Annotated in this window: 23 protein-coding genes; 7 read left to right on the forward strand and 16 right to left on the reverse strand. The window is 68.2% G+C overall.

The genetic code is table 11. From position 1 onward, the window contains the following. Nucleotides 1–42: 42 nt before the first annotated feature. Nucleotides 43–1,116, reverse strand: a complete 1,074-nt coding sequence (locus RYH79_RS07765) for a methionine synthase (protein WP_370897844.1) — start codon at nt 1,114–1,116, stop codon at nt 43–45. Further along, the gene (locus tag RYH79_RS07770; RefSeq protein WP_370897846.1) at nt 1,113–2,192 is read right to left on the reverse strand and encodes a 5-methyltetrahydropteroyltriglutamate--homocysteine methyltransferase; all 1,080 of its coding nucleotides are present in this window, start codon (nt 2,190–2,192) and stop codon (nt 1,113–1,115) included. The genes RYH79_RS07765 and RYH79_RS07770 overlap by 4 nt, the downstream gene beginning before the upstream one ends. 319 nt (nt 2,193–2,511) lie before the next feature. Between RYH79_RS07770 and RYH79_RS07775 the strand changes: the two genes are divergently transcribed. Continuing rightward, entirely contained in the window at nt 2,512–3,360 is an 849-nt protein-coding gene (locus RYH79_RS07775) for a hypothetical protein (RefSeq protein WP_370897848.1), read from the forward strand. 73 nt (nt 3,361–3,433) lie between these two features. Here the strand turns inward: RYH79_RS07775 and RYH79_RS07780 are convergent, their stop codons facing one another. The 3 genes from RYH79_RS07780 to RYH79_RS07790 form a co-directional block, all read right to left on the reverse strand. Continuing rightward, a complete protein-coding gene (locus tag RYH79_RS07780) occupies nt 3,434–4,843 on the reverse strand; it encodes a DUF6498-containing protein (protein WP_370897850.1) in 1,410 nt (469 codons plus the stop codon). A gap of 88 nt (nt 4,844–4,931) precedes the next feature. Next, complete coding sequence (locus RYH79_RS07785) at nt 4,932–5,609, reverse strand: 6-hydroxymethylpterin diphosphokinase MptE-like protein (protein ID WP_370897852.1); 678 nt, start codon at nt 5,607–5,609, stop codon at nt 4,932–4,934. 156 nt (nt 5,610–5,765) lie between these two features. Continuing rightward, a complete protein-coding gene (locus tag RYH79_RS07790; RefSeq protein ID WP_370897854.1) occupies nt 5,766–6,905 on the reverse strand; it encodes a dihydropteroate synthase in 1,140 nt (379 codons plus the stop codon). An 87-nt stretch (nt 6,906–6,992) separates the two neighbouring features. Between RYH79_RS07790 and RYH79_RS07795 the strand changes: the two genes are divergently transcribed. Then, nucleotides 6,993–7,610: a type IV pilin domain-containing protein gene (locus tag RYH79_RS07795; protein ID WP_370897856.1), complete on the forward strand. Its 618-nt coding sequence runs from the start codon at nt 6,993–6,995 to the stop codon at nt 7,608–7,610. Here the strand turns inward: RYH79_RS07795 and RYH79_RS07800 are convergent. Continuing rightward, nucleotides 7,592–8,260, reverse strand: a complete 669-nt coding sequence (locus RYH79_RS07800) for a helix-turn-helix domain-containing protein (protein WP_370897858.1) — start codon at nt 8,258–8,260, stop codon at nt 7,592–7,594. The two genes, RYH79_RS07795 and RYH79_RS07800, sit on opposite strands and share 19 nt — an antisense overlap. A 52-nt stretch (nt 8,261–8,312) precedes the next feature. Between RYH79_RS07800 and RYH79_RS07805 the strand changes: the two genes are divergently transcribed. Both RYH79_RS07805 and RYH79_RS07810 read left to right on the forward strand, forming a co-directional pair. After that, a complete protein-coding gene (locus RYH79_RS07805; protein ID WP_370897860.1) occupies nt 8,313–9,140 on the forward strand; it encodes a hypothetical protein in 828 nt (275 codons plus the stop codon). Nucleotides 9,141–9,188: 48 nt separating this feature from the next. Then, a complete protein-coding gene (locus tag RYH79_RS07810; RefSeq protein WP_370897862.1) occupies nt 9,189–9,455 on the forward strand; it encodes a DUF433 domain-containing protein in 267 nt (88 codons plus the stop codon). On the opposite strand, the gene RYH79_RS07815 is transcribed toward RYH79_RS07810, so the two are convergent. The 4 genes from RYH79_RS07815 to RYH79_RS07830 all read right to left on the reverse strand — a co-directional run bounded on the left by RYH79_RS07815 (nt 9,456) and on the right by RYH79_RS07830 (nt 12,627). Then, entirely contained in the window at nt 9,456–10,214 is a 759-nt protein-coding gene (locus tag RYH79_RS07815) for an aldo/keto reductase (protein WP_370897864.1), read from the reverse strand. A 111-nt stretch (nt 10,215–10,325) separates the two neighbouring features. Further along, nucleotides 10,326–11,117, reverse strand: a complete 792-nt coding sequence (locus RYH79_RS07820; protein ID WP_370897866.1) for a hypothetical protein — start codon at nt 11,115–11,117, stop codon at nt 10,326–10,328. Nucleotides 11,118–11,341: 224 nt separating this feature from the next. Then, entirely contained in the window at nt 11,342–12,406 is a 1,065-nt protein-coding gene (locus tag RYH79_RS07825; RefSeq protein WP_370897868.1) for an isocitrate lyase/PEP mutase family protein, read from the reverse strand. Continuing rightward, on the reverse strand, nt 12,403–12,627 hold the full coding sequence (locus tag RYH79_RS07830) for a hypothetical protein (protein ID WP_370897870.1): 225 nt from the start codon (nt 12,625–12,627) through the stop codon (nt 12,403–12,405). The genes RYH79_RS07825 and RYH79_RS07830 overlap by 4 nt, the downstream gene beginning before the upstream one ends. 165 nt (nt 12,628–12,792) lie before the next feature. On the opposite strand from RYH79_RS07830, the gene RYH79_RS07835 reads away from it, so the two are divergent. Next, nucleotides 12,793–13,230, forward strand: a complete 438-nt coding sequence (locus RYH79_RS07835) for a hypothetical protein (protein ID WP_370897872.1) — start codon at nt 12,793–12,795, stop codon at nt 13,228–13,230. Nucleotides 13,231–13,234: 4 nt separating this feature from the next. Here the strand turns inward: RYH79_RS07835 and purB are convergent, their stop codons facing one another. Next, nucleotides 13,235–14,605, reverse strand: a complete 1,371-nt coding sequence (gene purB / locus RYH79_RS07840; RefSeq protein ID WP_370897874.1) for an adenylosuccinate lyase — start codon at nt 14,603–14,605, stop codon at nt 13,235–13,237. 167 nt (nt 14,606–14,772) lie between these two features. On the opposite strand from purB, the gene purH reads away from it, so the two are divergent. Both purH and RYH79_RS07850 read left to right on the forward strand, forming a co-directional pair. Then, nucleotides 14,773–16,404 carry a bifunctional phosphoribosylaminoimidazolecarboxamide formyltransferase/IMP cyclohydrolase gene (gene purH, locus RYH79_RS07845; protein ID WP_370897876.1) on the forward strand — a complete coding sequence of 544 codons (1,632 nt, stop codon included), beginning with the start codon at nt 14,773–14,775 and terminating at the stop codon, nt 16,402–16,404. A gap of 89 nt (nt 16,405–16,493) precedes the next feature. Beyond that, the gene (locus tag RYH79_RS07850; protein WP_370897878.1) at nt 16,494–17,318 is read left to right on the forward strand and encodes a nucleoside phosphorylase; all 825 of its coding nucleotides are present in this window, start codon (nt 16,494–16,496) and stop codon (nt 17,316–17,318) included. A gap of 65 nt (nt 17,319–17,383) precedes the next feature. Here the strand turns inward: RYH79_RS07850 and RYH79_RS07855 are convergent, their stop codons facing one another. The 5 genes from RYH79_RS07855 to RYH79_RS07875 form a co-directional block, all read right to left on the reverse strand. Beyond that, complete coding sequence (locus RYH79_RS07855) at nt 17,384–18,814, reverse strand: ABC transporter permease (protein WP_370897880.1); 1,431 nt, start codon at nt 18,812–18,814, stop codon at nt 17,384–17,386. A gap of 1 nt (nt 18,815) precedes the next feature. Then, the gene (locus RYH79_RS07860; RefSeq protein WP_370897882.1) at nt 18,816–19,838 is read right to left on the reverse strand and encodes an ABC transporter permease; all 1,023 of its coding nucleotides are present in this window, start codon (nt 19,836–19,838) and stop codon (nt 18,816–18,818) included. 3 nt (nt 19,839–19,841) lie between these two features. Continuing rightward, nucleotides 19,842–21,695 carry an ABC transporter substrate-binding protein gene (locus RYH79_RS07865; RefSeq protein ID WP_370897884.1) on the reverse strand — a complete coding sequence of 618 codons (1,854 nt, stop codon included), beginning with the start codon at nt 21,693–21,695 and terminating at the stop codon, nt 19,842–19,844. 186 nt (nt 21,696–21,881) lie between these two features. Beyond that, nucleotides 21,882–22,415 (reverse strand): hypothetical protein, encoded by a 534-nt coding sequence (locus RYH79_RS07870; protein WP_370897886.1) that lies wholly within the window; start codon nt 22,413–22,415, stop codon nt 21,882–21,884. A 3-nt stretch (nt 22,416–22,418) separates the two neighbouring features. Further along, nucleotides 22,419–23,570 (reverse strand): AAA family ATPase, encoded by a 1,152-nt coding sequence (locus tag RYH79_RS07875; protein WP_370897888.1) that lies wholly within the window; start codon nt 23,568–23,570, stop codon nt 22,419–22,421. Nucleotides 23,571–23,922: the final 352 nt, after the last annotated feature.

Consider the following 23,922-nt stretch of genomic DNA (forward strand, 5'->3'; position numbering starts at 1 on the left):
GAGACCGGGAGAGACCGAGACCGCCCGACGGAGCCGCCGGCGTCAGTCGGCCGTCGGCGTCGGCGTCGCCACGTCGATCTCGCCCGCGTCGAGCCGTTCCTCGACGTTCCGGGCAGCCTCTACGAGGTTCTCCATCTTCCCGTAGGCGATCTCCCGCGGGAGCAGCTTCAGCCCGCAGTCCGGCGAGACGGTGAGCTTCTCCGGCGGGACGATCTCGAAGCCGTGTTCGATGTTGGCTTCGATCTCCGCGACGGACTCCACCTCGGCCGTGTGGGCGTCCACGACGCCGAGCGCGAGGTCCGGCGCGAAGTTCCCGTCGGCGAACACCTCGACCTGTTCGTAGTCCCCGTTACACAGCTCCACGTCGAACTCGTCGACCGGGAACTCGTTGATCTCCGGGTAGATCCGCGAGTAGTCCCCGTAACAGACGTGGAGGCCGATCCGAACCTCCTCGGGGATGCCGTCGACGATCCGTTCCAGCGCCTCGCCGACGATAGCGTGGTCGTCGACGTGTTGGGCCAGCGCCGGCTCGTCGATCTGGACGTAGCGAGCGCCCGCCTCGACGAGTCGTTCGACTTCGTGGTTGACGAGGTCGGCGAGCTCGTAGGTCAGCTCCGCAGTGCTGTCGTACTGTTCGTCGAAGGCCCACCGGGCGAGCGTGTACGGGCCCGTGATCGGCACCTTCACGGGGCGCTGGGCCACCTCGTCGACGAACTCGAACTCGTCGACGAGCCACGGCTCCGCGTACCCCACCTCGTCGACGACGGACGGCTTCCGGAAGGTGTTGTGTCCCCACACCTTCACGGGTCCGTTGAACTCGTAGCCGTCGATCCGTTCGGCGAAGTACTCCACCATCTCGTTGCGCCGCACCTCGCCGTCGACGACCACGTCCAAGCCGGCGCGTTCGTGTTCGTTCGTGACGATCCGCGCGGCGTCGTCTTTCGCCTCCGCCCAGTCGGACTCGCCGAACCGGGTCTCGTCGTCCTCGAACTGGTCGCGGGCGCGATTCAGCCACGTCGGCTTCTTGTACGACCCCACGACGGTGGTCATGAGGAAGTGGTCGTTCGGGTGGTTCGTCGGGCGGAACTGTTCGCGGTTCTCGGGGTTGCGGCTCATGCTGTCACCTCCGTCTCCAGGCGCTCGCGCGCCAGTTCGACGCCGTCTGCCAGCGCCGTCAGCTTCTCCCGGTGACGGTTCACCGGGAGGTAGAACGTCTCCGTGTTCTGTGAGACGTACGTCGTCTCGAAGTCGGCCTGTGGCGTCTGGTCGTGGACCCAGGCGACCCGGTCGGCGACGGTCTCCGAGTCCTCGACGAGCGTGTTCTGGCCGTCGACCAGCCCCAGCGCCACGTCGTCAGTCGCGCCGTACTCGTTGATACAGTACCGGTTCGCCTCGCGGTCGGCGGCGACGAAGTCGAAGCCGACGGCGTCGATGTCCGCGTCCAGGAGGTGGGCGTACGGTTTCTCCTCGAACGCCGCCCAGTAGCTGTCGACCACTACGTCGGCGTCCGTGGCCGACGCGACCGTGTCGATGGCCGCGCTGGCGCGCTCGTCGACCCCGTCGCCGGGCGGGTTCACGACGTAGCTCGGCTCCGCCAGGAACAACGTCCCGTGGGCCGGGAACGACGCGATCTCGTCGGCCAGAAGCTCCGCGACCGCCGCCAGCAACTCCGCGTCGTCGTCGTAGTACTCGTCCGTCGCCAGGTCGGCCAGCGTGTACGGCCCCGGGAGCACGGCCTGGAGGCTGGCTGCGGTGTCGCCGTCGAACGCCGGCACCTGGCCGTCGGGCGTGTCGAACGCCGTCTCCTCGTCCAACAGCTCCGTCGCGGCCGTCAACTCCGCGCCCACGTCGCCCGACGCCGACAGTTCGTCGACGATCCGTGGGTCGCGGTAGAAGTTGTTGTTGTCGTAGTACCGGACGATGCCACCCGTCTCCACCCCGTCGGCGAGGACGAGTGGGTGCGCGAGCATGTCGTCCCAGCGGAGCTGTCCCTCCACGATCCGATCCAACCCGGCTGCGACCTGGTCGGCGATCACCGTCTCGCGTGCCGTCTCGTAGGCGGCCGCGACCGCCTCCCCCTCGTCGCCGGAGATCAGGTCACCCTTCTGGTGGCCCTTCAGCTCCGACAGCTCTCGTTTCGCAGGATCCGGAAGCGGGTACAGTCCCGCCGTCGTCGCGACGATGTTCGTCATCGACAGTCGCTTCGGCATGCCCGTTCATAATACTGGCGAGTCTGTTTTATGCACTTGGGTTATCAATCTCCGTCGGCCCCCTGATCGGTCGGGGACGCCCACTCTCGCGTTCCCGAGAGCGACCATGGTCAAAAACGACTTTCTCTGTGTTAGTGTTTTGCACAGAAAGAGTTGTCTGAGTTTTATAAGATAAACTTTGAAAATACGCAACCACACGTCTGATCTGCGTCCAATCATGGAGCGAGACACAGAGCACAACACGGAGTAGAGCGCATCAAGACGGAAGGTACTGGCAGCTTCGTCGAGTGTCGGCGCGGCCATGTTCGGCTACGGCGGCGTCGTCGGGACGGCCGCCGCGGACGACGGCACGGCCCGCGGGAGCCACCCGACGCCGGAGGAGTTCGCACAGAGCCTCCGAGAGTTGGACCACATCGGTATCAGACGGCAGTACGACGGCCGTCTCAATCGGGACGCGATCTCGTCGGTCAGCGAGCTCGACACGTCCGTCACACCCGGTCGCGGCCACCCGGACGTCTACTTCGGCGAGTTCAAGAACGCACAGACGCCGTCGGGCGACTACTTCAGCGTGTCCGACAACGCCTTCGAGGCCGACTCGAACACGGTGCCCGTCAGCGTCAACGAGGACGATGTCAGCAGCGACTTCGTCAGCTTCGGGCAGAAGATCGGCTGTGCAACCCTGGACCTCGGATGGATCACCGAGCGACTGTGTGTGTCCATCCAGGTCGGTGTCAACCTGGAGTTCCTGGGTGACGACAAGATCGGCGGGAAGCTGTACGCCGACTTCGTCTTCAAGCACCCGAGCAGCGGTGCCCAGGTGACGGTCTCGCCCGCCGGGTTCGGTATCTACGCCGACCTCGACAATCCGCTGGGGATCTGTCTCAGTCCGACGTTCCGGGCACCCGGTCCGATCCCGGGCAAGATCGACTCGGAGATCTGCTTCGACTACACGTTCACCGTCCAAGGCGACGACCTCAAGATGGGGTTCGAGTTCAGCAAGCTCGAGGTGTGTGTCGAGGACGACACCTTCTGTGTCGACATCCTCACGTTCAGCTTCGGCTTCCAGTTCAAGGTCGCCGACGTGAGCGACGTGCCGTTCCTGACGCGCGGCGGCGTGTCACCCGAGACTCCGCCAGGGTTAGACACCTGACTGCCACACCGGTCGCGGCGTAACGACCCACAGGCACGCTTTTTTGCTCGCGGACACACCCGGAGCCGCTCGCTCACTCGACGTCGACGCGCGTCTGCGGGACACCCTGCCGCCACATCCACCTGAACACGACGAGCGACAACGGCGACCCGAACGCGACGAGAAACACCGCGGCCGACGGCGCTCGTGTGAGCGTCCAGCCCGCGGCGGTGACGACACCGACGGCGAGCCCGACCGTCGCCCCGACCGCGCGCCAGTCGAGCCGTCCGAGGCTCGCCGCTGCAACCGGAAGCTCGAACGCCTCGACGGCCCGTTCGTACTCTTCGACGTGCGTAATCTCGTGGTCGTACTCCGCGCCGAGCGGTCTGATCGTGAACGTCCGAGTGTCGAACAGTCGGTCGGCGAGGTGTCGACTGCGCAGTTCCACGCGCTGGAGTTCATCGACAGGCACCGACCACTGTGGCGTCTCCGTGAGTTCGTCGTACGCGATGATCGTGTCGCCGCGTCGCTGGTACGCCAGCGTCCCGTGGGTGAGCCAGTACTCGACGGCTCTCAGCCCGACCACGAGCGCCGGACCGAGACCGAAACAGGCCAGCGCGACGAGCGGGCCGGCCGCGGACGCACGGGTGAGCGCGCCCCAGACGAGAGCGAACCCCGGGAGGAACTTTATTGCCGGCTCCACCCCTCGCCAGAGCGCGGCAGCGACGACGGCACGGCCGTTCGGTCGGACCACGGCTGTCGGCACCGTCTTCGGCACCGACACCGGCGGAAGCTCGCCCGGCTCTCGGTCGTCGCCGGTGAGCGACTCGCCACGGTAGCTCAGCCACTCGCCGTACAGCTTCACCGCCGCGAACACGACCACCGCACCGGTCGGACCGACACCGCTTGCGACCAGGAACACCGCCGCAGCCACGCCCGCCTCACCCGTCGCCGCTTCGACCACATCCTGGGGCGTGACTGTCTCGTACTGGCGCTCGCGGAAGTACTGCCGTTCGATCACGGCGACGTGCGAGACGACCAGCGAGACGGTGCTCGCGGCGACGGTCGGCTCGGTCAGCGTCGCCAACACGTCGACGGACTGCCCGAGCACGGCGACGAACACGGCCGACAGTGTCACTACAGTCCCGAACCACCCCGTCACGAACGAGGCGTTCCGGGGGTACACCGGCGGGAGCCAGTCGACGACCCCCACGCTCCCGCGCCGACGATTCAGCTCGCTCGGCCCGACGGAGGTGCCCTCCCGGTCGTCCGACTTGAACCGGCCCGGCTCTTTGGGTCGGGTCAGCTCCTCGTAGTCCGGGGGCTGTGCGGCGAACAACGCCTTCAGGCCGGCGAACGGGACGGCGACGAGCAGTTCGACCACGTACACGACAGCGAGCATCTCCGCGTCCCACCCGAGCGCGAACACCGCGGCCACCGGGAAGACGTTCGTCACGACGGTGACGAGAAACGGGACGGACGAACTCTCCGAACTCCCAGCCATCAGTATACACGCACAGCACACGAATCAAAACAACGTCGATATTCGTCCGGCCGCCGTCACACGACCGGCTCGATCTGTCCCGCCACCGTCACACGACCGGCTCGATCCCGCTCCGGCGACCGTCCAGGACGGCGAACCGCTCGCCACGGCGCTCCTCCAGGTGTGCCAACAGCCGCTCGGCCCAGCGCAGTTTCCGGCGTTTCTCCGCGGTGACGCTCTCGTCGTCGAAGTCCCACCCGAGGAACTGGAGTCGTGTGGCCCCGAGTTCGTCCGCGAGGTACGCCGCCCGGTCGCCGTCCGTGAACCCCCCGGGGTTACAGACGGCGTCGGCGGGTGCGGCCTGTGTCGTCGCCAGGACGTGGTCGGCGTCGATCCGGGGGAGCCACTCCGCGAGCAGATCCCGGTTGTCGCCGTGGGCGTGGACGGCGACCGGCTCCCCCCGGCCCGTCCGGTCGGCGACCGTCTCCGGGTTCTTGTCCAGGTCCGTCACCATCAGGTCGACCGTCACGCCGGCGTCGGCGAGCCGGTCGGTCGCCGTCGAGGCCGCGAACACCCAGTCGGCCTCCCGGGCGACGGCGACTTCCGACTCCAACGAGGGCCCGGCACCGGCGACGGCGACCGTCTCCCCCTCGCAGGCGAGTCGGTCACGGTCGAACGGCTCCGCGACCGCCGCGAGCTCGTCGCGGGCGGTCTCGTCGCCGCCGCGACCGTAGCCGAAGTCGTCGAGGATCGACTCGTAGACGGGTTCCCAGTCGGCGTACTCCATCGTCCGTCACTCGGTCGGGCGAGACAAGAGCCTCCCGGTGTCGCCACTGGCGGTGTTCTGTACGGTACGGTGGCCGGAGTGGCACCCAAGTACCCCTACCCGTGGTGCCGTTCCGGCTTCACCGAGATAGTGTACCCGATTCGGTATAAGTTTTCCCTACTCTACCTCCCCGTCGAGACGCGAGGCGGCGACGGCGAGAGGGTCGTCACCCTCGACCCCCGCCGACAGTGCCGCGAGCCCGGCCGGCGAGCCGACGACGAGCGCCGCACCACCGTCGCCGGCGGGCGCGACCGTCGCGTCCGTCCCCGCGGCCGCCGCCCGGAGCCGGCCGACCGCCGTCGGCGACAGCCCGTCGAACTCGTACACTCGGGTCGCCGCCTCCTCGAGGGTCAGCGTGGCGTCGAGCCGGTCGGCGTGACGCCCCGCCTCCGCCGGCGCCGTCGCGTCCAGCTCCTCGACGGTGATCTCCCCGGTCGCTCGGGTGCGGTCGCGGGCGAACTCCGCGCCCACGAGCGCCGCGTCCCGGGTCTCTGCCACGTCGTGGGTCCGGATCACGTGTGCGCCCCGCTCTACTGCCATCGAGGTGGCCGCCAGCGACACCGGCAGTGCTCCCTCCGTGTCCCGGCCGGCGATGGTCTTCAGGAAGCTCTTGCGGTTGATCGACACGAGCATCGGCCGGGCGTACCCCCGGAACTCCCGGAGCCGGCGGAACGTCTCCCGGTCGTCGGCGTGGGTCTTGGCCTCGCTCCAGCCGCCGAACGCCGGGTCGACGATCGTCTTGTCGGTGAACCCGTTCTGTGCGAGGGCGTCGTAGATCTCGTCGACGTCCTCGATGGCGCCCGGGCGCTCCAGATTCGGCGGCGACGCCATCTTCGACACCGCGGCGTCGTGGTCCCGGCACACCCGGGGCATCTCCGGGTCCGCGAACCCACAGATGTCGTTGACCATGTCGAACCCTCGCGAGAGTGCCTCGTCTGCCACCTCGTGGTAACGAGTCTCGATAGAGAACACGGCGTCGCCGGAGACGGACTCGATGGTCTGGATGGCCGTGTCCAGCCGTTCGAGCTCCTCGTCGGGGCCGAGCACGTCCAAGTCCTTGTTGGCGGACTCTAGCCCGATGTCCACGATGTCTGCCCCCTCGTCGATCAGTTCCTCGTCGACGTACTGCGCCGCCTCCCCCGGGTCGTCGTAGACGCTCGGGTCGTACGGCGACTCCTCCGAGACGTTCAACACGCCCATGATCCGGGGCGGGTGGTCGTCGCCGATCGACAGTCCTGCCGCGTCGACTGTTCGCATACGGTGTGAGTCGACCCGAGCGGACATATGCACCCCGGTATCGACCGCGACCCTTAAGTTCTGTTTCGCCGATACAGTATCGAAACCGTGGACGAACGACAGAGTCGAGAGACCCGTGCCGTCTCCCCCGTGATCGGCGTGATCCTGCTGGTGGCGATCGTCGTGATCCTCGCGGCGGTCCTGGGCGCCGCCGTGTTCGGCCTCGCCGACACCACACAGCCGACGCCGACGGTGATCGCGGAGGCGTCGTTCGAGGCCCGGGAGAGCGTCGACCCACACTGGGTGTTCCGGCTGGAACACGTCGGCGGCGACGGCATCTCGGCCGGCGAACTCACCGTCCGGCTCGTCGGCGAGCCGGGGGGTGGAACGGCCGAGGCGACGTACCCGATGTCGTTCGGGGTCGGTGACACGCTCCAGGTGGGACTGTGGGGGAGCCCCTCGCGGGCGAGCAACGTCGACTGCACGGCGGAGCCGGGCGACGGCCCCCCGGGCGCCGGCAACAACCAACTCGACGGCTACAGGGACCCCGCCCACGACGAGACCGTCCGGATCGTCCTGATCCACGAGCCCTCGCGGGCGGTGGTGGAGCGACTCACTGTCGACTTGGGGGCGGAAGACCGGCGGTTCACCGGCGACGAGCGCCACTTCCTCGTCGACGGCGCCGTCCCCTCGTTCGGCTGTGACGACTACGACTGGGACGGGTAGTGTCTCGTGTCGCCGGCGGCCAAGAACCACGTCGCCAGCCGACGCTGTGCCCGGCGGAACGTCGTGCTCACCGAGGAGGGGTCCGCGTCCAACGCCCCCGCGAGCTCCGCGAGCGTACACTCCCGCGGAACGTCGAGGTAGCCGTGTCGCAGCGCCGCCGACAACACCTCCCGTTGGCGGGCCGTCAGGAGGCCGCTCCGATCCGACGCCGTCAGCTTCGACAGCAGTTCGTACTCCGTCCCGTGCTCCTGAAGTGTGGCGACGAACCGGTCGAACACGGCCTGTGAGACGGTCACGTCGAGTTCGTAGTCGCCGTCGCGGACGACCACCGGGAACTCCGGGGGCAGCTCCGACGACTCCAGGAAGCCGTACAGCGACACGTCCGTCGTCTCGTACCGCCCCAGCAGTCGGTTGTCTGTCTCCCCCAACGCCTCGTAGTTGGACACCGCCGGGTGGTCGCGGATCGTCGCCTCGACGGCGGCCGGCTGGGTCGTCTGCACCTCGCCCAGTTCTTGGGCGGTGTCACCGCTGCGGACGCCCGCCAACAGCCGGAACGTCGCGTCCGGGAACGCCTCCGAGGCCGCACACACCCACGTCTCCGGCGGCAGCGCGATGCGGAACCGGGCGTACACCACGTTCGTGTCGGCCACACCCCAAGCTATTGGGGGAACGAGCAAGACGGTGTCGGCCGTCGGTAACCCCGTGACGTCGAACACACACGGGGCGCGGACGCTCGCGTCGCCGACGACTGTCGTGACGGAACTGTGGAACCGCGACCGCACCCTGGCCGGTACTGCCGCCGTCCAAACCGTACTGCTGGGGCTGTTCGTGGTGGGACTGCTGGTCGACCCGCGGACGGTCGGCGGGGAGCCGGTCTGGCTCAAGCCCGCGAAGTTCGCGGCCTCCCTCGCGTTGTTGACGGGCACGCTCGCCTGGCTCGCTCCGTCGCTGCCGGTGGCCGCGAGGCGCCGGCGCCGGCTGGCGGGCGTGATCGCCGTCGGCGCGGTCGTCGAGATCGCGCTGATCGGCGGCCAGGCGTTCCGGGGTGTCGAGTCACACTTCAACACTACGACGGCCCTGGGCACAGCTATCTACGGCGCGATGGGGCTGTTCGTGGTCGCGGTGACCGGCGCCGTCGCCCTGTTGACCGTCGAGGCCGTCCGCGGCGACGCGGACACACACCCGGCGTTCGCGCTCGGGATCCAGTCGGGGCTCGTCGTCTTCCTCGTCGGCTCCGTCGAGGGGGCGCTGATGTCGGCCCTGTGGACGAGCACGCTCGACGCGTCGACGACCTGGCTCACCGTCCCGGTGTTCGGGTGGGTGCTGCCGGGTGACCTGCGTGCGGCCCACTTCGTCGGGATGCACGGGCTCCAGGCGCTCCCGGTCGTCGGGTTCCTGGCGGCGCGGCGGGCGCAGGCCGGGCAACTCGCCCGGCCGCGGGCGGTCGTCTGGACCGTCGCCGTCGCGTGGACGCTCGTGTTCACCGCCGGGCTGGCGGCCGCCGTCGCGCCGGCCGTCGGTCTCGGCTGACGGGAGGAACCCGCAGCCTTACCTTCGCGGCGGCCGTGCTCCCGACGAATGGGCTCGGCGGAGATCGTCCGGACGCCGGACGTGCTCGACGGCGAACCACGAATCGCAGAGACGGGCGTGTCGGTGTTGGAGGTGTGGTCGTACGTGCGGGAGCTGGGGTGGTCGCGCGAGGAGACCGCAGCACAGCTGTCCCTGACGGACACGGAGATCCAGGCGGCGCTGGACTACTGTGCGGCCAACCCCGAGGAGATCGAAGCGCTGCGCGCGGCCCGCGAGGACCGCGAGACGGCGATGGCCGCCGACCTCGACCTGTAGCTACTCCGGGAACAGCTCCGTCTCGCGGTCGATCTCGTCGATCCGGCGGCGTTGCTCGGCCGACAGCGACAGGTCGGCGGCCACAAGGTTGACACGACGGTGGGCCGGCGACGACGCCTTCGGGATCGCCACGACGCCGTCGTGTGACACCACCCACGCCAGCGCGGTCGCCGCCGGGCTGGCGTCCAGTTCTCCGGCCACCTCACGGATCACGGGGTCGTCGAGGACGCGCCCCCCGGCCAGGGGGGCGTACGCCACGAGCGGGTAGCCGTGCTCGTGGGCGTCCGCGAGCGCCCCCGGCTCTCGGTAGTACGGGTGGAACTCGACCTGGTGGGCGGCCACGTCGACGTAGTCGTGGGCGGCCGCCAGTTGGTCGGGCTCGAAGTTGCTGACGGCGACGGCGTCCGTCAGCCCGGCCTCGCGGACACGGGCCAGCGCCGGCAGTGTCTCCGCGGAGTCGTAGCCGCCACGCGGGCGGTGGACGTACAGGAGGTCGACGCGGTCGACGTCGAGCCGGTCGAGCGAGCCGGCCGTCGACGCCCGAACGTCGTCGGCGGCGAGCCCGTCCACCCAGAGCTTGGTCGCCAGCGTCACGGCCTCGCGGGGGACGGCGGCGGCCGCCAGCCCCTTGCCGACGGCGGCCTCGTTGTCGTAGATCTGTGCGGTGTCGAGGTGGCGGTAGCCGGCCGCGAGCGCGTCCGTCACCGCCGCGGGGTCGTCGACACCCATCGTCCCGAAGCCGACGGGCGGCAGGTCCATACGCAGCCGTCGGCCGAGACGGGCAAGGGTCTGCTGGTGTCGACCGGGGGTCGGAACACTCCCGACGCCCCGCGGCTACGACAGTTCTCGGAACAGGAGGACGCCCCGCGGCTACGACAGTTCTCGGAACAGGAGGACGCCGTACGCGGCGACGAACGCACCGACGGGCGCCGTGACGGCGACGGCGACGAACACACCCGGGAGGCCGCCCCGGATCAACACGGAGACCGGGAGCGAGACGGCGGCGCCGGCGAGGACGTGTGCGACCGCGAACCGGAGGTAGACGCCGCCGTCGCGCGCGATCACTAGCGTGCGCGACAGCGCCGGTCGGAACGCCCGTTCTTCGACGACGATCACGAACGGGAGCCCGTACAGCGCGTAGCTGGCCAGCAACAACAGCGGGACGATCACGACCCCCAGCAACGGAGCGGCGAGTACGAACGGCGCGGCCAACAGGATCAGGCTAGCCCGCAGCAGTCGGGCGAGCGTGACGGGGACGACGTGTCGCCGGGCGGCGGCGAGCAACGACGGCGACCGTCCGGCCGCGAGGTCGTCGAGCGTCCCGACGAGCCCCGCCTCCAGCGCACCCCCGAGGACGGTGCCGACGAGGAACGCGGCCAGCCCGGGGACGAGCCCCAGCCCGCCGGCGGCCACCGGAACGCTGCCGCTCGTCGGGAGCGAGGCGTACGTCCAGACGGTCGGGAGCCCGCCCGGGAGCGGGAACGTCACCCCCCCGCCGGGACCGGCCGCGAGCGCCCGGGCGAGACTCGACAACGAGAGCAGGGACGCGAGCGCGGGCAGAGCTACCAGCCCCGGGCGGCCGGCGAGCAGTGTGCGTGCACGGGCAGTACGACTCTGGTCGGCTGCCGGGGACTCGCTCCCGGCGGGCGGTGTGGAGGGCACACGACGGACCGTCGCCGGCAGCCACTTCTGTCCGGCGGTTCGCGGTGGATCGCGTGGGCGGCAGTACGAGAACGACCGGGAGGGAGACGCCACGAGAGACGCTACACACGCGGCGCATCGAGAGGGACGCGGCGCGGCGAGACGCACGCGGCGCGGCGAGACGCACGCAGCGCAGCGAGACGCATGCAGCGCAGCGAGACGAGCGCCACAGGTGGACGGCGCGTTCAGTCCTGTGAGGTCGTCAGCTCCTCTTCTTCGCGGTCGTCGGTGGAGATGGGGTCCTGTTGATCCTCGGCGAAGCCGGCGGAGTTCTCGATGCGTTCTGCGGCCTCCGGGTCGAACTCCCGTTCGATCTCCTGGAACCGGTCGACGAACGACAGCGCGTGGTGGCTCTCCGTCTCGTGGCCGACGTAGCGGCTCTCTAGGTCGAACTGCGCCTCCTCGTCGCCCTCGGCGGCCGCGGACATGTCCTCGTAGACGGCGTGGGCGCCGGAGTGGAGCGCGAACAGAGTGACGAAGATGTACTTGTAGCCCAGGTCGCCCAGCTCCTCGAACGTGAGCGGGTCGTCCTCGGCGGACCACTCGAACGACGAGGAGTAGTTGAACGCGAGGTCGATCTCCGGGTGAGTCTCGTGGAGCGTCTCGGCGTACTCCACGGCGTCCTCGCGCGAAGGGTCGGGCATCTCCGGCCAGACGAGGTCGACGCCGGCGTCGGCGTACAGCCGGCCCCGTTCGAGGTGTTCCTCCCAGTCGCCGTTGGCGGAGCCGTAGGCGTCCGTCCGGGCGATGACGACGGTGTCGTCGGACTGGCGGGCGTCGACGGCCGCCTCGAACCTGGCGACCGCCTCCTCGCGGTCGACGATCTGCTTGCCGGCGACGTGGCCACACCGCTTCGGCGTCGTCTGGTCTTCGATGTGGACGGCGGCGACGCCGGCCTTCTCGTACTCGCGGACGGCCCGCCGGACGTTGTGGACGCCGCCGTAGCCGGTGTCACAGTCGGCGACGACCGGGAGGTTCGTCGCCTCCGCGATCCGCTTTGCGTTCTCCACCATCTCCGTCATCGTCACCATCTCCAGGTCCGGGAAGCCGAACTGCCCCAGCACCGTGGAGTAGCCGGACATGTAGACGGCGTCTAGCCCGGCCATCTCCGCCATTCGGGCGTCTAGGGCGTGGTACAGCCCGGGCGCGAACACGAACTGGTCTTCCTCCAACAGCCGCCGGAACTCGCGTCCCTGCGGGTTGTCCACGTCGCGGTCGAACACTTCCTGGTCCAGCTCGGACGGGTTCATTCTGCGTCCTCCATCAGCGCCAGCTCCAACGGGTTCCGCCCGACACGCTCCGTGTCGGTCTCGGGCTTGCCGCTCAGGTCCGGGACCAGCGGGGCGTCCCTCTCGGCGTCCGGGCCGAACGGCGTCTCCGTCGTCTGCCACCGGGCCACGCCGCCGTCCGTCGCGGTCGTCGGTCGGTCGCCGTCGCGCTCCGTGTGAGTCGCCTGGGTGTCTCGCATCACATCACCAGGCAGTGACGGGAGCCACATAACTGTAATGATCTATAATGATAGTATTCTGGAAGGCGCGCAGGGGGCGTCCCCAGTGTATTGATGTGATTTAGTAACGTGGTAAACGGTCACACGACACACGGTAAGAGCTTTGCGCGCGGCCGTCGAACGACGACCGTGACCGGCGACGAGACGGAGGCAGTCGGCGAAGCGTCGTCGGCGGAGGGGACGGAGTCGTCCGAAGTGTCGGCGGAGGGGACGGAGTCGTCCGAAGTGTCGGCGGAGGGGACGGAGTCGTCCGAAGTGTCGGCGGAGGGGATGGAGTCGTCCGAAGTGTCGGCGGAGGGGATGGAGTCGTCCGAGATCCCAGAATCGCCCGAAGCGCTGGCGGGGACACCCGCCGCCGAGCGGACGGGGGTCTGGCCCCGTCGGCTCCGGCTGATCGAACTGCTCGCGGTCGGCTGTGTCGCCGGCGGCGTCGGCTTCGCGTTCCTCGACGGGCAGCCGCCGTTGGCGGCGGTGTTGGGCGGCGGGACGCTCGGCGGGCTCGTGTTCCTGTTGGCGACCGCGGCGTTGCTCGTCTACTGGAGCGTCGTGGAGACGGTGGCGGGGTAGCCGTCTACGCCTCGTCCGGTAGCGTCGCCGCGACGCCGACGTACGTCTCCGGCTCCAACGCCGCCAGTTCCTCCCGAACGGACTCGGACACGTCCAGCTCCGCGAACAGTTCGCGGAACGCCGACAGCGTCACCTCCTCGCCGCGGGTGAGCGCCTTCACCCGTTCGTACGCCTCCGTGTCACCCTCGCGCCGGAGGATCGTCTGGACCGCCTCGCCGATCACCGCCGGCTCGTCTGCCAGCGCCGCCCGCATCACCGGCTCGTTCGGCACCACCTTCGACAGCCCGGCGGCCGTCTTCGTGTAGCCGATCAGACAGTGGGCCAACGCCGCGCCGACGTTGCGCTTGACTGTCGAGTCCGAGAGGTCCCGTTGGAGCCGCGAGCTGGTGACGTAGTCGGCGAGGAACCCGAGGTCGCTGTTGGCCTTCGAGAGGTTCCCCTCACTGTTCTCGAAGTCGATGGGGTTCACCTTGTGTGGCATCGTCGAGGAACCGGTCTCGTCGTCTGTGGCCTCCTGGCCCAGGTAACGGTCGGAGACGTACTGCCAGCAGTCACGATCCAGGTCGAGCAACACGTCGTTGGCCCCCTGTAGGGCGTCGAACAGCCGCGCGAGGTCGTCACACGGGTTGATCTGTGTCGCCGGGCCGACGTGTTCCAGTCCGAGGTCGTCCACGAACCCGGCCGCGAACGCCGGCCAGTCCACCGCCGGGTAGGCGGCGTGGTGAGCGGCGTAACTGCCGGACGCGCCCGCGAGCTTGCCCGCGAGTCCGTCCGTCGCCCGCTCCAGCCGGCCCAACGCTCGGCCGAGCCGCGCCGCGAACACCGCCATCTCCTTGCCGAACGTCGTCGGCGTCGCCGGCTGGCCGTGCGTCCGGGCCAACATCGGCAGGTCGCGGTGGTCGTGGGCCAGCTCCGTCAGCGACTCGCGGACCGCTCGCAGCTCCGGGAGCAACACCTCCCGGACGGCCGGCCCGAGCAACAGCCGTCGAGCGAGGTTGTTCACGTCCTCGCTCGTCAGGCCGAAGTGGATCCAGGGGTGGAGCCGCTCCGGCGTCCGGGTGCGCAGGAAGTACTCGACGGCCTTCACGTCGTGGTTCGTCGCCGCGTACCCCGCCGCCCCCTCCGTCTCCAGTCGCTTGACGAGTCGGGCGTCCTCGTCGTCGAACCCCGTCACGACCCCGTCCAGCGTCGCCCGCTCGTCGCCCGACAGCGACAGGTCTACCCCGGGCTCGTCTGCCAGCGCCTCCAGGTACCGCACCTCCACCCGGACCCGCGCCCGGATCAGCGCGGCCTCGCTCGCGTACTCCGACAACGGCGCGGTGCGTCCGGCGTAACGGCCGTCCAACGGCGAGACGGCGTGTAGCGTGTCGGTCACGACTGGCAGTTGTGCCCCCCTCGGTGATATCTCTGGCCGTTCGACCCGACGGTGTGTACACGCTCGTGTGTACGTTCGAGGTGTCTGTGCCCCGTCGGAGCACTTTCGTGCACAACCACCGACGCCGGACCACAACGGTTTATACGGCGGCCCACGCCTGCACGGGTATGCAAGTCGCCGGGATGGCGAGCAACAGGGGTCGAAACCTGAGACGAATCGCCGACCTCGCGCCGGGTGGGGCGGAGCTGTCGGTCGTGGTCACGAACGACGCGGACGCGCCGGTGCTGGAGGCGGCCGCGGAGCGGGGGATTCCGACGGAGGTGGTCGAACGACCGGAGGGCCAAGACCGCGAGGAACACGAGCGTCGAATCCTGTCGGCGCTGTCCGACTACGACTTCGAGTTGGTCTGTCTCGACGGCTACGACCGAGTGTTCACGCCGGTGTTCTTGGACGCGGCGCCGACGACGCTGAACGTCCACCCGTCGTTGCTGCCGGCGTTCCCCGGAACGGACGCCCACGAGCAGGCGCTGGCGGCCGGCGTCCGCGTGTCCGGCTGTACCGTCCACGTCGCCACCGAGGACGTGGACGCCGGTCCCATCGTCACCCAGGAGGCGGTGCCGGTGTACGCCGACGACGACGCGGACCGGCTGAAGCGTCGGGTGCTGGAGGAGGGTGAGTACGCCGCCTACCCCCGGGCCGTGCGGTGGTTCGCCGAGGGGCGCGTCGAGGTGGACTACGACGTCGGCGAGGTGCGGGTCGCGGGCGACACTGACAACGCCGCTGGCGACACAGACGGCTCCGGCGGGGACGGCACCGGCTTCCCCAGCCGCCGGCTCACCGCCAGCGAACACGTCGGCGACCTGCGGTACGGGGAGAACCCCCACCAGGACGCCGCGTTGTACAGCGACGGCCGCGAGGTGGGGCCGACGGTGGTCCACGCCGACCAACTGAACGAGGGGGCGAAGGCGCTGTCGTACAACAACTACAACGACACGGACGCGGCGGTCGGGCTGGTCCGAGAGTTCGACGACCCCGCCGCGGTCGTGGTCAAACACACCAACCCCGCGGGGTGTGCCGTCGCCGACACGCTCGCGGACGCGTACGCCGACGCGCTGGCGACGGACCCCAAGTCGGCCTTCGGCGGTATCGTCGCGCTGAACCGGGAGTGTGACGCCGCGACCGCGGAACTCGTGACGGAGTCGTTCAAGGAGGTCGTCGCCGCGCCGGGGTACACGGACGACGCGCTGGCGGTCCTCCGGGAGTCCGACAACCTCCGCGTGCTGGATCTGGGGGCGACGGAGCCGTTCGGCGCCGACGCCGCCCAGGACACGACGGAGGTGAAACTCGCCGGCGGGCGACTCGTCCAGGACCGCGACCGACAGGCCCCGACGGCCGAAGACCTGGAGGTCGTGACGGAACGGGAGCCGACCGACGACGAGATCGAGTCGCTGTCGTTCGCCTGGCAGACGGTGAAACACGCCAAGTCCAACGCAATCTTGTTCGCCGACGGGACGGAGACGGTCGGGCTCGGCGCCGGCCAGGTGTCCCGGGTGGACGCCGTGGAGATCGCCGCCGACAAGGCCGCCGCCGACGCCGAGGGGAAGTCCGCCGAGGGGGCCGTCATGGCCTCCGACGCCTTCTTCCCGTTCCCGGACGGGATTGAGGCCGCCGCCGACGCCGGGATCGAGGCCGTGATCCAGCCCGGCGGGAGTGTCAACGACGACGACGTGATCGACGCCGCCGACGACCACGGGATCGCGATGGTGTTCACCGGGACGCGAGCGTTCCGGCACGACTGACGGGATCGGCTCCCGGCTCTCGTCGCCCGTCCCGCACGCTCCGCCGCCCGACCGAAACCCGTTTGCGGGTCGAACCGGTCGGGCGTGGTATGACCGGCGACAGCGAAGATCCGAACGACGACAGTCAGTACCACCTCGACGTGACGAGCGAGGACGTGGCCGACACCGTTCTCCTGCCGGGGGATCCGGACCGTGTCGACAAGATCACGCAGTTCTGGGAGACCGCCGACGACCGGGCGCGTCACCGCGAGTACCACACCGTCACCGGGAGGTACGAGGGGACGCCGATCTCCGTCACGTCGACCGGGATCGGCAGCCCGTCGGCGGCGATCGCCGTAGAGGAGTTGGCCCGCGTCGGCGCCGACACCTTCCTCCGAGTGGGCTCGTGTGGCGCGATACAGCCGGAGATGGACGTGGGTGATCTCGTCGTCACCACCGGCGGCGTACGCCAGGAGGGGACGAGCGACGCATACGTCCGCGAGGACTACCCCGCTGTCGCCGACTTCGAGGTGGTGACGGCGCTCGTCGCCGCCGCCGAGCGGCTGGGGTACGACTACCACACCGGACCGACGATGTCGGCCGACTCCTTCTACACCGGGCAGGGTCGTCCGGGGTTCGACGACTACGAGGCGCCCGACGCCGAGGGGCTCGTGGAGGAGCTGAAGGCCGCGAACGTGAAGAACATCGAGATGGAGGCCAGCGCGATCATCACGCTGGCGAACGTGTTCGGGCTCCGGGCCGGCGCCGTCTGCACGGTCTACGCCAACCGCGAGACCGGGGAGTTCCAGACCGCCGGCGAGAATCGCGCCGCCGAGACCGCCAGCCTCGCCGTCCACCTGCTCGCGCGGATGGACGAGGTGAAAGCCGAAGCCGGCGCGGATCGGTGGCACGCCGGGCTGTCGCTGGACGGCTGACGCCACAGCCGGCAGTGTCCGGCGCGGGGAGTCGACTCACCCGCCCGTTCCACTCGACGATCGACTCACCCGCCCGCCCCACTTGCAGCCGCACTCGTCTCCTCCTCGTCGGAGAGGTCCGTCTCGGCGTCGATAGCGTCTCTGATCCCGTCGCCGAGCGCGTTGAACCCGGTGACGACCAACACGACGAGCAGGCCGGGGATCACTGCGACGTGCCAGGAGGCGGTCGTGAGGTACGGCTGGCCCACGTCGACGATCCGGCCCCACTCCGGGGTCGGCGGAGAGATTCCGAGCCCCAGGAACGACAGCCCGGCGATCCCGATCACGATCCCCCCGAAGTTCATCGAGGCGTACACCATCACGTAGCCCGCGACGTACGGGAGAACGTGTTTCCGCATCGTGGTCCGAGGCCGTTGACCGAAGCTGTCTGCGGCGTCGACCCAGTCTCGCTCGGACACCTGGAGTGCCGGTCCACGGATCGCCCGCCACAGCGACGGCCACCCCGTGAGCGCGAAGATCAGCGCCAGCAACACCCCGCCGTTGTACAGCTGGGCGATCCACGTCTCCGACATCACCACCGACAACAGGATCACCACCAGCAACTGCGGCAACGCCTGTGTGGCGTCACTCACCAACACGACCAACAGGTCGACCACGCCGCCGTAGTAGGCGCTGACCATCGCCAGCCCGACCGCCACCAGTGCGCTGACGGTGATCGCGAGCAGGCCGACGAACAACGACACCCGCGAGCCCGCGGCGACGGTGGTGAACAGGTCCTGTCCGGAGGGGAGCGTCCCGAACGGGTGGTAGCGTCCGAAGGTGTCGTAGCTGAACGGCGGGACGTTCCGGTTGGCCGTCCCCTGTGAGATCGACTCCAGGTTGGCCTGGCCGACGCTGACGGTCACCACCTCGCCGGCGTCGGCGTCGTACGTCTCCACCTCGTAGCTGTAGGGGTCGTACACGTTCCGTTCCATCGTCGTCGGGCCCAGCGCGGGCGCGAACAGCGCCAGCGTCAGGAACAACACGACCACGACCAGCCCGAACTGCCCCCAGCGGTGACGGCGGAACCGCCGGAGCACGTCGTCGCGGGGCGTCCACGCCCGCCGACGGTAGTGACGCCGGTAGATGCCGTACCCGCGCCACAGCCACGCTGCCCAGACCGCGGCGTAGAGGTACGCCAGTCCGACCCGGAGCGCCCACGCCACCGCCGGTGACAGGCCGAGGAACGTCCCACGCCACTCCCCACCGGGGAGCTGTGCGCCCTGGTTCGGGATCGTCTCCCGACTGATCAGCGTCGGCACCGCGTTGGCGACGGCGACGACCGCGTCGACACCGACCAGATTCCCGAGGAGACCGATCAGTGCGCCGATCTCCGGGGCGAGCAACAGTGTCGCGCCGGCGAGCCACCCGACGCCGGGCGCGAACCGCCCGTCGTGTTCCGCGCTCGTCCCGGGTGTCGACCGAGCGCCGGCCTGGGGAGTGGAGTCACCGCTCATCTCACCGCCCCTCGAAGCCGACGCGTGGGTCGATCACAGTGTACAACAGGTCCTGGAGCACGTTGATACCGACGGTGATGAGGATGAACACGAACATGAGTGAGCCGGCCAGTGGGAGGTCGCCGGTCGTCATCGCCTCGTAGAACAGGGTCCCGATCCCGTTGATCCCGAACACCACCTCGACGAGCACGCTCCCGCCGACCAACAGGTACGCCTCGCTGGTCACGACGGGGATCAACGGGATGGCGGCGTTCCGGAGCACGTGTTTGAACACGATCCGACGGTCGGAGACGCCGACGGCCTCGGCGGTCTCGATGTAGTCTTCCGTGATGATCTCCAGAACGGCCGTCCGGGAGAGCCGGAGCTCGTTCCCCATCGACGCCGAGCCGAGGACGAACGACGCCGGCAACACCTGTTTCGTCGCCGTCAGGAACCCCTCGGGGGTGTGGAGCGAGGAGAGGTTCGGCGCGCCGACCAGGTCGGTCTCCACGAGGAACGTCTGCCACCCGCCGCCGGGGAGGAACTCGTTGGACAACGACAGCCCCGCCAGGAGGACGACCGCCAGCCAGAAGTTCGGCGTCGCTCGCCAGACGATCCCGCCGATCGAGGCGGCGTAGTCCCGGCGCGTGTTGGGGTTGAGTCCGGCGTAGATGCCCAACGGAATTCCGAGGAAGATCGGGATCAGAACGGCCCACGCCCCCAGCCACAGCGTTCGCGGGCCGAACGCCGCCAGCAACGCGACCGTGTCCTGGCCGGGGTAGACGACCCACGACTGACCCAGGTCGAACGTGACGAGATTCAGCATGTACTCCGTGTACTGTTCCAGCAACGGGTCGTTCAACCCCAGTCGTTCGTTGATCCGAGCGAGGCGTTGACGAGCCTCGGCACTGCTGACCGGGCCGACGATGGCCGCCGCGGGGTTGAGCGGGCCCAGTCGGACGATGGCGAACGTGACGGTCGTCCCCAGCCACACCACCGGGATGGACAGGGCGAGCCGGCGAAACAGGTACGCGAGTCGGTTCACGGACTACAACGACACGTCGTCGTACAGTCGGTCGTGGAACCCAGTCGGGTGGACCGGCACGTCCACGTCGTCGTACCAGAACTGTTGACCGCGCGGGTGGTAGTTCGTGAGGTAGATGGCGTCCTCCCAGATCGCCTCCTCCATCTCCAGGAACGCGTCCGCGCGGGCCTCCTCTGCCGCCTCGCTCGGCCCGAGGTTCGACTGGATCGTCTCCCAGGCCGACGCCGCCCGCTCGGAGGCGTCGGAGGGGTCCTCACGCCACCGCACCAAGTTCCCCTCGTACGGCCGCCCGAACTTCAGCATGTCCGTCGGCGACGGGTACTCCAGCCCGTTGCCCAGCGTGTACATGTCGAGGTTGCCGCTGATCGCCTCGTCGATGATCGTCCCGAACGGCGCCGTCTCGACGGTCAGCTCCAGGTTGATCGCGGACGCCTTCGTCCGGATCAGGTCCGCGATCCGAGCGTACGCGTCCGGATTCCGGTCGTTGTAGACGGTCAGGGTCAACTCGGCGGGGCTGTCGGCCGTGTAGCCCGCCTCCTCCATCACGCTGCGGGCCTCGTCCACTCGGGCCTCGCGGTAGCCGTACGGGAAGTTCTCCTCTGCGTGTCGGTCGTACGCCTCCTTCCCGCCGGGGTACACCGACGGCGGCGACTGGTGGTACGCCGGCTCGCCGACTCCCTTGAACCCTTGCTCGACGAAGTTCTCCTGGTTGACGGCGTAGTTGAGGGCCCGCCGGATCGGCCGCTCGACCCGCGAGCAGTCGAAGATGAAGTACGCCGTGTACGCTTCGTCCCACGTGGAGTAGTTGACCGTCTCCCCGTTCGACAACGGGCCGTAGGTGCCGACCTCCTGGCCCAGGCTCCGGGTCTCGTCGATCGACACCTTCGTCGGGTCGAACCTGGAGTTGGGGAGCTGGAAGATGTCGACGTTCCGCTCGGCCGCCCGTCGGTAGCGCGTGTCGGCGTTCTGCACCACTTGGAGTTGGATTCGGTCGGGACCCGGCGGCTCGCCGTGGTAGTCGTCGACCGCAGCGAGTGAGACCTGTGTTCCGGTTCTGATATCGTCGACCCGGTAGGGGCCGGTGCCGACCGGGGCCTGCGAGGAGAACTCCGCGTAGTCCATCTCCCCGTCGTAGCCTGCGATGTCGCCGACGATCCCCTCCGGGATCGGGCTCAGGGAGCCGTAGGCGAACCAGAACAGGGCGTCGAAGAACGGTGACTCCAGCGTCACCTCCAACGTGTAGTCGTCGACGGCCTCCACCTGGAGCGTGCCGGGGTCGTACACCTCCTGGTCTTCCCCGTCGACCGTCTCGGTCGTCGTCTCGTGGGCGATCCGGAACCCGCCCTCCAGGATCACCGGCGACTCCTGGCTGTTGTCGGAGGCGGCCAGTCGCTCCCACGAGTAGACGAAGTCCTGGGCCGTCAGCCCCGTCCCGTCGTGGAACGTCACGTCCTCGCGGAGCGTGAACGTGTACGTCCGGCCGTCGTCGGAGAGTTCGTAGTCCGTCGCCAGTTGCGCCTCCGGTGTCAACCCCTGCGGGTCCTCCCCACGGGGCAGCGCCATCAGCTCCGAGAAGACCTGATCCGAGACACGCTGAGAGCCGTCACCCTTGATCTGCACCGGATCGAAGTTCGACGCCTCCGGAATCGACAGCGAGAGCGTCCCGTCCGTGCTCGTCGCGGCAGAGTCGTCGCCACCGCTCGTCTCCGTCGCGCTCGACATCTCGTCGCCGTCGTCCCCCTCGGTCGCTGTGCTGTCCGTCTGTCCGCTACATCCGGCGAGGGCTGCCGCCGCCGTGACCCCCGTCGCCGTCAGAAATCCGCGCCGCGTCCGCCCTGTCTGTGACTCGTCGGACACACTCGTTCGCTCGGTCTTCACCCTGTTAACCCGGCTGGAACCGGCCAGAAGCGTTTCCGTGAGTGGATTTACACAGGCAGTCGAACCGACTACTTAAACGCTGCGCCGAACTATCGAGTGATACGTAGTCAGGGGGTGACCAACACGCCGTCTACTACTTAGTTGTGTGTCACGTTCCGAGTGTCGTTACAGTCCGACGGCGCTCGCAACGTAGTCGAAGGAGTCGTTGCGGTCGCGGGCGAGATCACAGCAGTAGTCGTCGAAGATCCGGTCGACGAACCGCTCCATGCTGCCGAACGTCGACTCCTCGAACGCCGCGGTGAACTCGGGCTTGCCGACGTGATCCGTCGAACTCGGGACCGGGACCCGGCCCTCGGAGGCGACCGCGTCGGACACGCCCGCGAGGAGCCACCCTTCGACCGCGTCGACGGCGACGAGCACGTCGAAGGGGTCGAGGATGTCGTACCGTTGTTGTTCGTACGTCTCGCGTTCGTCACAGTTCTGACAGTTCCCGCGTGCGTCGACCTCCCGGTCGAGATCCGTGACGTAGTAGTGTTCGGCACAGGTGCCCGCGAACGCGCTCACGAGACTGTTCACGTCGGACGCGCTCTTCTGGGCGTACTTCACGACATCCGGCTTCCCTTCGATCCGGGGCCTCAACACTGTCTCGACGAACCGTTTGTCGTCCGGTCCCTCCACGAGGAACACCACGTCGTCCATCTGTCACTCCCCCAGCAGATTCTCCGTGTACATGTCGTCGATCCGGACGCCTTCGTCCAAGAACGTCTGGACGCGCTCGCTCTCGGCGGGCTTCTCGACTTGGGTGAAGCCGTCGTCGTCGCGGGAGACGAGCCGAATGCTCTCCAACGGCGCGTACTTCACGACTTCGACGTTGTGGGTCGTGAGGAAGATCTGCTTGTCCGTGTTCTCCGCGGCGTCTTTCACCTTCATCATCAGATTGGCGATCAGCGAGGGGTGGATGTTGCGGCCCGGCTCCTCGATGAAGACCTTCTCGTGGTCGCTGAAGTAGAGGATGTAGATCAGCGCGAGGACGCGCAGGGTGCCGTCCGACAGCATCTCGGCGGGGATGTACTGGTCCTCATCTGGGTCGAAGTTCTCCAGAATCTGGAGGAACAACGACTGGTCTGGCATCGCATCAACCTTGGTGTCGGAAATAAACGGCAACACATCCGAGACGAGGCTGAGGAACTTGCGTTTCCGTTCTTTATCCTCAAGTAGCTTCTTGATGACGAGCGCAAGGTTGGAACCGTCCGGTTGGAGGTCGGTCCTGGCAGCAAGACTATTGTCAGTTGTAATCTTCCGAGGATCGATATCAAAAGTTTTACCAATCTGATGATACCGTCTGGCATCAGGATCGTATCCATCTATTACTTCTATCGCGCTTGGGCCTTCAGCCGCAGATTCTGTGCTGTTTTGTGCAATTCTTTCTATGCTATAATTATTCATTTCTACAGAAGACTGGGCTATATCGCCTTCGCTACTGGGCGGGTAGTCGATATCGTACTTAAAATCGTATGTGTCCTCGTCAAATTGTAATTCAGCTTTTATGTTACTGGTCTCCTTTTCAGGAGATTCATGCGAACCACCGCTTTCGACCTCGACAGCCATCTTCAGTCCGATACACAAGTTTCGTTGAATCCCGATCCGCGTGTTTCTGAGGTATTCAACCCCCCCTTGAAGCTGAATTGCGTCCTCAATTCCTTCGCTACGCGCGTCCCGCAGGAACTGAAACACCTCAAACAGATTCGACTTCCCGGCGGCGTTGCGGCCGACGAAGACGTTCAGGTTCGAAAACTCCACGTCGAGTTCTCGAATGCTCTTGAAGTTCTCGACGTGGAGGCTCTCGATGTTCACACGCACACTGGCGCGTTCCAGTACAAAAACCTTGAGTCGAAAACGAATACAGGCCCTGGCGCGCGCAGCGCTCGCGGCTCTGCGAGCGCAAGCGGCGCGCGAGGGACGAGCAGCGCAGCCGAGCGGAGCGAGGCGAGCAGCGCAGTCGGCTGGGGAGGATTGTGGTTGTGGTGCGGGGTGGGACTGAAAGGGGCGTCGGGTTGCGGGTCGCTGACGACACAAGCATGGCGAGACCTTCGGTCTCGTCGGCCGTGCAGGCGACTCGTGGGTCGCCCACACGACACCGCAGCGGAGCGAGAAGCGCAGCGAGTGTCACGCGAGCGCCAGCGAGCGTGACCGTGGGAGTCGCAGC

The sequence above is a fragment of the Halobaculum sp. MBLA0143 genome, assembly GCF_041361465.1.
Lineage (GTDB): Archaea > Halobacteriota > Halobacteria > Halobacteriales > Haloferacaceae > JAHENP01.